2 protein-coding genes are annotated in these 843 nt (G+C 68.6%); both read right to left on the bottom strand.

Translation table 11 applies throughout. The features are described 5' to 3' along the window. Window positions 1–432, bottom strand: a 432-nt coding sequence (locus ABD151_RS04660) for a translation initiation factor IF-2 N-terminal domain-containing protein (protein WP_343991817.1), incomplete at its 3' end; no start/stop codon positions are given. A gap of 140 nt (window positions 433–572) precedes the next feature. After that, window positions 573–818, bottom strand: a complete 246-nt coding sequence (locus ABD151_RS04655; RefSeq protein ID WP_343992378.1) for a YlxR family protein — start codon at window positions 816–818, stop codon at window positions 573–575. Between the last annotated feature and the right edge of the window lie 25 nt (window positions 819–843).

Genomic DNA, 843 nt, shown 5'->3' with positions numbered 1-843 from the left:
CTTCTCGGGAGCAGGTGCCGCAGGCGCCTCCGCTGCCGGTGCAGCCGGGGCGACCGGCTCGACAGGGGCGGGCTTCTCGGCGGCCGGAGCAGGCTTGGGAGCCGGCTTCGGGCCGGGACGCGGTGCAGCCTTCTTGGGCGCTGCCGGCGCGGCGGGTGCCGCAGCGGCAGGCGCAGCCTCGGCTGCGGGGGCCGACTCAGCCTTCTTGGCCGGGGCCTTCTTCGCCGGGGCAGGTGCCTCCGGCGCGGGAGCAGCTCCGCCAGCAGCCTTCAGCTGCTCGCCGTACTCCTTCTTGAATCGCATCGCGACCGGGGGCTCCACGGTCGAGGATGCAGACTTGACGAACTCGCCCATCTCCTTCAGCTTCTCGAGAACGAACTTGCTCTCGACGCCGAACTCCTTGGCGAGCTCATGAACTCGGGGCTTGGCCACGCTTCTCCTTCTGGCCCCGAGCCCGTTCCCCGCAGGTTGCAGGGTGGTGCGACGAAGCCGTTAGTGGTTGTGCATGCTCATCGGGAAGTACTCATCGAGTGCTCATGAGCTGCTGCTCCAGTTTCTGTCGGTCATCACGGTCATGTGTCGAGTGATTCGAGCAGTGCGCGAACGGCGTCCGTGGCCAAGCCTTGGTCGAGCCGGAGGGCTCGGGTGAAGGCTCGCCTGCGATGCGCCAGCTCGTAGCACGCGACCGTCCGGTGGAGGTACGCACCTCGCCCGGGGGTCGTGCCGCGGAGATCGGGGACGACGGCTGGGCCGTCATCCGCCGAGCCGACCACGACTCGCAGCAATTCACTCTTCGTGGCCCGCTTGCGACAGCCGATGCAGGTTCTGACCGGACCCTGAGGG

The organism is Nocardioides dubius (genome assembly GCF_039528155.1).
In the GTDB taxonomy this organism is placed as follows: Bacteria; Actinomycetota; Actinomycetes; order Propionibacteriales; family Nocardioidaceae; genus Nocardioides; species Nocardioides dubius.
The sequence above is the reverse complement of the archived record's forward strand: the minus strand, read 5'-3'. Positions and strand labels throughout refer to the sequence as shown.